The 8,027-nt window shown below is 60.7% G+C and carries 8 protein-coding genes and 1 pseudogene; 5 read left to right on the top strand and 4 right to left on the bottom strand.

Translation table 11 applies throughout. The features are described 5' to 3' along the window. Nucleotides 1-843: sterol desaturase family protein (locus tag CYJ10_RS33590; RefSeq protein WP_101685754.1), on the top strand; the 843-nt coding region annotated here is incomplete at its 5' end. Nucleotides 844-1,021: 178 nt separating this feature from the next. Then, on the top strand, nt 1,022-1,534 hold the full coding sequence (locus CYJ10_RS33585) for a hypothetical protein (protein ID WP_257993657.1): 513 nt from the start codon (nt 1,022-1,024) through the stop codon (nt 1,532-1,534). 67 nt (nt 1,535-1,601) lie between these two features. On the opposite strand, the gene CYJ10_RS33580 is transcribed toward CYJ10_RS33585, so the two are convergent. The 3 genes from CYJ10_RS33580 to CYJ10_RS33570 all read right to left on the bottom strand — a co-directional run bounded on the left by CYJ10_RS33580 (nt 1,602) and on the right by CYJ10_RS33570 (nt 3,351). Beyond that, entirely contained in the window at nt 1,602-2,069 is a 468-nt protein-coding gene (locus CYJ10_RS33580; protein ID WP_374703333.1) for an RES family NAD+ phosphorylase, read from the bottom strand. Further along, nucleotides 2,069-2,524 (bottom strand): antitoxin Xre/MbcA/ParS toxin-binding domain-containing protein, encoded by a 456-nt coding sequence (locus CYJ10_RS33575; RefSeq protein WP_101685752.1) that lies wholly within the window; start codon nt 2,522-2,524, stop codon nt 2,069-2,071. The genes CYJ10_RS33580 and CYJ10_RS33575 overlap by 1 nt, the downstream gene beginning before the upstream one ends. A gap of 116 nt (nt 2,525-2,640) precedes the next feature. Further along, nucleotides 2,641-3,351, bottom strand: a complete 711-nt coding sequence (locus tag CYJ10_RS33570; protein WP_257993656.1) for a FadR/GntR family transcriptional regulator — start codon at nt 3,349-3,351, stop codon at nt 2,641-2,643. Between the two features lie 314 nt (nt 3,352-3,665). Between CYJ10_RS33570 and CYJ10_RS33565 the strand changes: the two genes are divergently transcribed. From CYJ10_RS33565 to CYJ10_RS33555, 3 genes are all read left to right on the top strand, one after another. Next, nucleotides 3,666-4,478 (top strand): NAD-dependent epimerase/dehydratase family protein, encoded by an 813-nt coding sequence (locus tag CYJ10_RS33565; RefSeq protein ID WP_101685748.1) that lies wholly within the window; start codon nt 3,666-3,668, stop codon nt 4,476-4,478. Between the two features lie 85 nt (nt 4,479-4,563). Next, nucleotides 4,564-5,862 carry an MFS transporter gene (locus CYJ10_RS33560; RefSeq protein ID WP_101685747.1) on the top strand — a complete coding sequence of 433 codons (1,299 nt, stop codon included), beginning with the start codon at nt 4,564-4,566 and terminating at the stop codon, nt 5,860-5,862. Nucleotides 5,863-6,056: 194 nt separating this feature from the next. Continuing rightward, nucleotides 6,057-7,145, top strand: a complete 1,089-nt coding sequence (locus tag CYJ10_RS33555; RefSeq protein ID WP_101685746.1) for a porin — start codon at nt 6,057-6,059, stop codon at nt 7,143-7,145. Between the two features lie 401 nt (nt 7,146-7,546). Here CYJ10_RS33555 and CYJ10_RS33545 read toward each other — a convergent pair. Continuing rightward, nucleotides 7,547-7,755 (bottom strand): annotated as a pseudogene (locus CYJ10_RS33545) (IS21 family transposase); the annotation flags it as partial. Nucleotides 7,756-8,027 lie beyond the last annotated feature (272 nt).

Raw genomic sequence — 8,027 nt, 5'->3', positions numbered from 1 at the left:
GGCAAGGCCTACCCGTGGCATGAAATGGGGCTGTCGCTGGTCGACATGATCGGCCGCAAGCTGATGGCCTTCCTGCCGCTGTCGCTGGCCGCACCGATCTTCGCACTGGCCTGGCAGCACCGCATCTTCACGGTGGAAATCAACAGCGCGCTGGCCGTGCTGCTGCTCTTCGTCGGCCAGGAATTCTGCTACTACTGGTATCACCGCGCCTCGCACCGCATCCGCTTCTTCTGGGCCACGCACGCCGTGCACCACTCGCCGAATGAACTGACGCTGGGCACCGCGTATCGCCTGGGCTGGACCGGCAAGATCACCGGCACCGCCATCTTCTTCGCGCCGCTGGTGTTCCTGGGCGTGCGCCCCGAAGTGGTACTGGCCACGCTGAGCCTGAACCTGCTGTACCAGTTCTGGCTGCACACCACCTGGATTCCCAAGCTGGGCTGGCTCGAATATGTGTTCAATACCCCGTCGGCCCACCGCGTGCACCATGCCTCGAATGTCGACTACCTCGATGCCAACTACGGCGGCGTGCTGATCATCTTCGACCGCCTGTTCGGCACCTACGTGGCAGAGCGCGACGACCAACCGTGCCGCTTCGGCCTGGTGCATCCAACCACCACGCACAACCCGCTGGTCAACCAGTTCGAGCACTGGATCAGCCTGGGCAAGGACATGATGGCATCGGGCAACCTGCTGAGCGCCATCGGCTATCTGCTGATGCCCCCGGGCTGGGCACCGAATGGCCAGGGCACGACGACCGAGGAACTGCGTCAGCAACAGAAGCTGCAGCAGGGGCAGCAGATCAACGCTGAATTGGATGGCAAGGTGGCAGTCGCGCAGTAACAGGAGGGAGAGCGATGGGAGAACGGGCAGCGTGTGCTGCCCGTTTTTCTTTGCGATAAACAGCGTGTGTGTGGGAAAAACTGAGCTGGGCCCGGTTCGATGGACAGGTTCGAATGGCCGCACGGATTCTGGTCGAGGACGCATCAGAGGGGTTTGGGGCGCAAGCACGGTGCTTCCCGTGCAAGCGTCCAAGAGCAGCGCCCGAATTTCGGGCCGTCATTTTTGGTACCATCCTGCCGCAAAACAAGCACGCATACCTGGGGCACGCGGCACTATGGGCAAGAAAAACGATTGGGCTGTGAGATTTCTGGCGATTCCGGCGGTAGCCGCCTGCCTGCTATCGGCAGCCTGCACCACAACAGCGCCCTCCTATACCGGTCCCTACCCCGGTCCCTTTTCCGGTCGCCAACTATCAACCTACGATATGTCGACGGAATACGCGACCGAGTACTCGCCGGACGGGTTCACGTTGCTGGTCTACCACCGATATCAGCAATTCACGATGCTGCGCAGCACTGCAGCGGCCGAGTGCAAGACGGCGGCAGGAAATGTGGCCACGAGTGTCGCGGATCGTTGGAACCGGAAGCTCGCACCGATGGACGACAGTCGCGTCCAGCTGAACACCAGTCGGAATTGGCTGGGGAAGATCACAGCATGTTCCGCAAAGGTGCCGGTTGTCTGGGAACACTGATCCGGGCGAATACCGGCTCACGTGTGTACCTGATCGCCGCAAGTGGCAGGCGTGGCGTCGGCCGGCTTCAGGCCCGCGGTTCCGACAGTAACGAGAGAATGCGCGGATCATGCTCAACGCGCTGCGCTTCAACGATCCGCGCCTTCGTCACGTCAGCGTGAGCCGGATTGAAAAGATAGTTCGACGCGTAGGGCACCAGGACACTTGGCACCTTCAAGAGCAGACTGGACCGGACCGAGAGCCATTCGGTCCCGGCGTTTTTTGACCAACCCGCGTCTTCTTTCCAGTCCTGTGGTAGGTCCGGTATGTTCGCCACCGCGACCGCGTCATCAATCTCGACTTTCAAGAGTTGATAGTTCGTGGGAAGGTCCTCGATCCGCGACACTTCGTGGTGAACCAGCACTTCCAGGAACGCTAATGCCGGATGCTCGGCCAGGTAAACAACCGGCTGCCCCGGGAAATGCCAGCGCCCACCCGCCCGCAATCCGCCAACACCTTTGAGATCGGCGTAGTTACTGATTCGCCAAAGGATCATCAGGCAAAGTACCCCTCGTCAATCTGCACCAATTGCTCCTCGACGAGATGGGCGCCCTGCTCCGTTCCGGCCAATGACAGCGGCGCAGCGCCGCCGATTCGCTGCTGTTTGGACCGCAGCCAACGCAGACCACGCTCCATGTCGCCAAAGGTATTGGCGGCCTGAGCCAGGATCCGGGCGAGTCGAATAGCCTTGTCCGATTCTTCCACGGTCAGGGATTGGCCTTTCTCACGGCGATGACTGAGGGTCCGGCGGGGAATAATGAAGGTGATCTCCTCCCACGACAGTCCGGCCTCCAGCAGGCGCTCGAGGATGTCAACGGGGAGCCGATCGTTGGCCAGGGTGGCAAGATCCGCCCCCGTCCGCACTTTTGTGCTCAAAAAGCTACTCAATCGCTCGAGATAGCGCTCGTAAGGCGCTTGCGCGCCAGTAGGACGAAAGGCAATGGTCTGCATAGCAGCGTGCTCCGGCATTTGCCTCCATGATAGTGGCAAATTGCCAAAGGGACAATTGGCCGCCGGGATTCCTGACATCCCCAGACCTCTCCATCGGGACTCGCAAGCGGTTCGAGTCAGTCTCCCAGGAAGATCCGTCTCTGCGCGTTTTCGATGTGACATCGCATCGCCTGCGACGCCTGTGTCGACGATCGTTCGGCGATGGCATCGATAATGGCTCGGTGCTCGGCTTGGACCACGTCGAATCGCGCCGCTACGCGAGCCTGACCTAGGTTACGCGCGAGTTCCATGCACTGGCGGATGGGCCCGAGCGCATGCTCGATGGTCGACACGAAGAATGAGTTGTGCGACGCGCGCGCTATTGCCAAGTGCAGCTGCAGGTCTTCTTCGACCCCCATTGCTCCGCTATCCTGCGTGCGGTCCAGCGCCGCATATGCCGTCCGGATAATGTCCAGGTCGGTATCGGTGCGCATCTGGGCAGCAATCTCCGCCGCGCCGACTTCCACGCAGAGTCGAAATGCATAGTAGTGCTGGATATCGGCAATGCTCTGGATCTGCGGACTGGCGCTCACCTGGCTGCGCACGGGCATGCGCTGCACGAAACTACCCGAGCCGCGGCGCGAGACCACAATGCCTTCCGAGCGCAATCGTGACAGTGCCTCGCGCACCGTGGTGCGCGATACCGCATACCGATTGGCCAGATCCACTTCCGTCGGCAATTTCTGGTCCGCGGCGAACTCGCCGCGGAGGATGGCAGCGATGATCAGCTTGCAGACCTGCTCAGAACGGCTTGTGCTGTCGCTGGGCGTCAATACGATGTCTTCCAAGCGTTCTTCCCTTTGAAGATGTGGCGGTGTGCCGGTGGTCCGGCAACTTGTCCGAAGTTGTCACACTACCATACTGCGTTTGCCTGGCCGAAGCCATAGCTGCGCGGTCATCGTACGTCACAAAATGGAACGAATAAGACGCTTTCACCGCCGGGTATACCCCAGATCCACGCTTTCTGCGTTGACTTCAGCACGGATTCACACCAAAGTTGCCGGACTCAAACACAAAGTTGTCGGACTAATCATGCGTTTTACGTTGTACGACGTCGCATAAATACCGGCAGATCGATTCAGGACATCTCCGGAGTTTTATCGTGACCAGGATTGCATTGAGCGGCGCGGGCGGCCAGTTGGGTAAGTTGCTCCGCGCAGAGTTGCCCACGCGCGGCTATTCCTTACGCGCATCAGGGCACACCACCCCGCTCGCCACGCTGACCGAGGGTGAAGACGTGATGCACGGCGATTTGTGCGACCCCGCCGTCGTGGATCGGCTGCTGGAAGATGTGGACGTACTCATTCACATGGCAGGCACCAGCGTAGAGCGGCCGTTGCCGGAAATCATCGACAACAACCTGCGCTCGCTTTACGAAATCTACGAAGGCGCGCGTCGCCAGCGTGTGCGCCGCGTGATTTTTGCCAGTTCCAATCATGCCATCGGCATGTACCCGGTGACCGAGACACTGCGCACCGACTGCGAATTCCGGCCCGACGGCTTCTACGGACTGAGCAAGATGTGGGGCGAAGGCATGGCGCGCCTTTACTGGGACAAGCACGGCATCGAGTCCGTTTGCATTCGCATTGGGAGCTGCGTGGCGCGTCCGACCGAGCCACGTCACCTGAGCACGTGGCTGGGCCATGATGATTTCGTGCACCTCATCGACCGGAGCATCCAAGCGTCCGATGTGGGCTTCGCCGTGGTGTGGGGCGTATCGGCCAACACGCGCAGCTACTGGGATAACCGCGATGCGGCAGCGCGCCTGCACTACCTGCCGACGCAAAACGCCGAGCATTTTGCCGACGACATCCTGTCACGCCCCGATCCACTCGACCCGGTAGCACGCCGGCATCAAGGCGGCAGCTTTGCCAGCATCGACTACACGGCGCCGGAGGACCGTCCGGGGCGCTGACACGCCTCGTCATCCGCCAAAGCCAAAGAACAAGACGCGGCGACGCGCGCCGCAACGGACAAGACAGCAACTGAGGAGACAAGCAATGAAACGTATCAAGGGCATGCGCTGGTGGATGGTCAGCCTGGTCACGATGGGCCTGATCGTCAACTATCTGGCGCGCAATACGCTGTCGGTCGCCGCGCCGACAATGATGACCGAGCTGAACATGACCACGCAGGAGTACTCCTACGTGGTGGTGGCATGGCAGGTCTGCTATGCGCTGATGCAACCGGTGGCGGGCCTGGTGCTTGACGCCATCGGCACCAAGATTGGTTTTGGCATCTTTGCGCTGGCGTGGTCGCTGGCATGCGCGGCGGCAGCGCTGGCCACCGGTTGGCAGGGGATGGCATTCTTCCGCGGCCTGCTCGGGCTCACCGAGGCGGCCGGCATTCCAGGGGGCGTGAAGGCGACCACCGAGTGGTTCCCGGCCAAGGAAAGATCAGTGGCCATCGGCTGGTTCAACATCGGTTCGTCGATTGGCGCTCTCTGCGCCCCGCCCCTCGTGGTCTGGACGATCCTGCATGGCGGTTGGCAGTTGTCCTTCGTGGTGGTGGGCGTGCTTGGCGTAGCATGGACGGCGCTGTGGGCACTTTTCTACAAGCATCCGAAGCAGCAGAAGCGTCTGTCCGACGACGAGCGCGACTACATCCTGGCCGGACAGGAATCGCTGCACAAGGACAGCAGTGCACCCAAGGCAAGCTGGCTGCAAATCGTGCGCGGCCGCAACTTCTGGTCGATCGCGATCCCGCGCTTCCTGTCGGAACCCGCATGGCAGACGTTCAACGCCTGGATTCCGCTGTACATGGCCACCGAGCGCCATATGAACATCAAGGAAATCGCGATGTTCGCGTGGCTGCCGTTCCTGGCCGCCGACATCGGTTGCGTGCTGGGCGGCTACCTCAGCCCTTGGTTCCACAAGCATCTGAAGGTGTCGCTGTTCACGTCGCGCAAGCTGGTGATGCTGGTCGGTTGCTTGTCGATGATCGGCCCCGCATGCGTGGGGCTGGTCGATAGCCCTTATGCGGCCATCGCGCTGCTGTGCGTCGGCGGGTTTGCGCACCAGACCCTGTCGGGCGCGCTGTACTCGATCACCTCCGATGTGTTCGGCAAGAACGAAGTCGCAACTGCCACCGGCCTGGCCGGCATGACTGGCTATCTGGGGGCTACGCTGTTCACCCTGGTGTTCGGCCTTGCGGTCACGCATATCGGCTACAGCCCCCTGTTTGTGGTGTTGGCCGTGTTCGACCTGGTGGCCGCTGCCGTCGTGTTCGTGATGGCACGCGAACGCGTCGCACCCGCGACGACAAACGCCGGCATGCATTCGACAGCCGCGCATTCCTGACCTCGCGGTCGGTCACAGTCCGCTCGCTGCATTACTTCCGAAGTACCGGCGGTTTACGTTATGGCCCGAACGCTTTTGCGTTCGCGGCCTCGGGCGCATGCCATCCGCGTTTTTTGGCCTTCCGGCCTTTCCGCCTTCCCTAGTCCCAACCGAAAACAACACAAACGATGCAAAAACAACGAGGAGGATTCACGATGACCCTGAAATGGCAAGTGGCAGCATTGAGTCTGCTGGCAGCAAGCGCCGCCAGCGCACAATCCAGCGTGACGCTGTACGGCGTAGCGGATGCCGGTATCGAGTACACGAACAAGTCTGCGCCCACGGCAGCCGGCACCAGTGGCGGCAGTGCAGTGCGCGTGACGTCAGGGAACCAATCCGGATCGCGCTGGGGTCTGCGCGGCGTGGAAGATCTGGGCGGCGGCCTCAAGACCCTGTTTGTGTTGGAAAGCGGCGTCAACTTCGACACCGGTACGTCAGGCCAAGGTGGACGCTTGTTCGGTCGTAATGCCTATGTCGGCCTGCAAGGTCCGTACGGTACGTTTTCGCTCGGCCGCCACACCACCCCGTACTTCGATTTCGGTCTGCTTTACGACCCGATGGCGATCTCCACCCGCTACGGCATCACCTCCATCGCACCGGAATTCGGCTCGCGTGCTGACAACAGCGGCAAGTACATCGGCATCTTCGGCGGCCTGACGGTGTCTGCCCTGTACAGCTTTACGAACAACGGCACAGAGATTCCGGGCAACTTTACCAATGGTCGCGAGTACAGCTTCTCTGCCACCTATGCCACAGGCCCACTTTCGATCGGTGCGATTTACGACCAGGCAAACAATGTGGGGGATGCAAGCGCGCAGCTGATTCGCCGCGCCTCGGCAGCGGGATCGTACTCGTTTGGCGCAGCCAAGGCGTACGCTGGTTATCGTTGGGGCAAGGCGTTCAATGGCGCCACGCTGCCGGGTGGCCAGTTCGCGAACGGCGGCTCTAACCTGTACTGGGCGGGGCTGGGCTATCAGTTCACCCCGGCATTTTCCGTGATTGGCGCCGCGTACTACCAGGACTTCCGTAACTCCGGCGCCGATCCGTGGGACTTTGTCGCCACTGCCGACTACGCGTTCTCGAAGCGCACGGACGTGTACCTCTCCGTGTCGTATGTGAAGAACAAGAACAACTCGAATCTTGGCGTGAACGGCTTTAACACCAACAGCCCCACGGACAGTGCCTTCGTACAGAACGGCGCCAACCAGTTTGGTGCCACGATGGGCATCCGCCACAAGTTCTGATCGTAGTCGTAAATCGATTCACGCGCGGAGATCCGCGCTACCCCACACGATGAGGTGGGCCTTTTCTAGCCCGCTTCATCGCCCAAACGCCTCAGGCCCAACGCAACGCTAGCGGATCAAGCCGCCCTGCGATCTCGATCAACTCCATGCGCGTGTTGCGTGCAATGTAAAACTGAGCCAGTCAGATTTCGGTTGCGCTTGACAGCGCGTGTCGTCAGGCATCGTCGGCATCGGATGGCGCGGCGCCCCCGAGGCAATGACACCGCCTGCCTTCATGAGTGATTTCGCAGTCAAGATGCCGCCCTGCCGACTTTCCTGGTGTATGAGCAGTAACCATTTTGATATCGCTCGAATGCCAAGTTTTTCTCGCCGTCTCGATAGGCTTCGATGATTGGCCGGATAACCGGATGCACACGTTGGTTCGCCACGTCGCGCAACCACTTGCCAACCTCGGCGTTGGCCGTATCAACATCAAGCACCAGGTCCGACTGCTTTAGCCAACGGGTCAACGGTACGTAGAAGTTGCCGCGCAGATACCGATGGAAGCCCTCGACCTTGCCCTTGTTTGCGCACGGTACGGACGGCAGAGCCTGAGAATAAAGCCATGCTTGGTCGGCCGCAGGTCACGCTGCTTGTAGCGTGGAACCTCAGCCCAAGGGGTTGCGAGGCAACTGGCGGAGAGAAGCGCATTCGAGCTTTGAGGGGCGTTATTGCTCCTTGCTCCAGACTGCTTCTGCCAACTATTTATCTGCCCCCAAAAGCAAAACCCCCAAGCTTTTAGGGCTTGGGGGTTCTGGGTATAAGAGCCTGGCGATGACCTACTTTCACACGGGTATCCGCACTATCATCGGCGCAAAGTCGTTTCACGGTCCTGTTCGGGAT

It is taken from the genome of Cupriavidus pauculus, assembly GCF_002858765.1.
Taxonomy (GTDB): domain Bacteria; phylum Pseudomonadota; class Gammaproteobacteria; order Burkholderiales; family Burkholderiaceae; genus Cupriavidus; species Cupriavidus pauculus_B.
The sequence above is the reverse complement of the archived record's forward strand: the minus strand, read 5'-3'. Positions and strand labels throughout refer to the sequence as shown.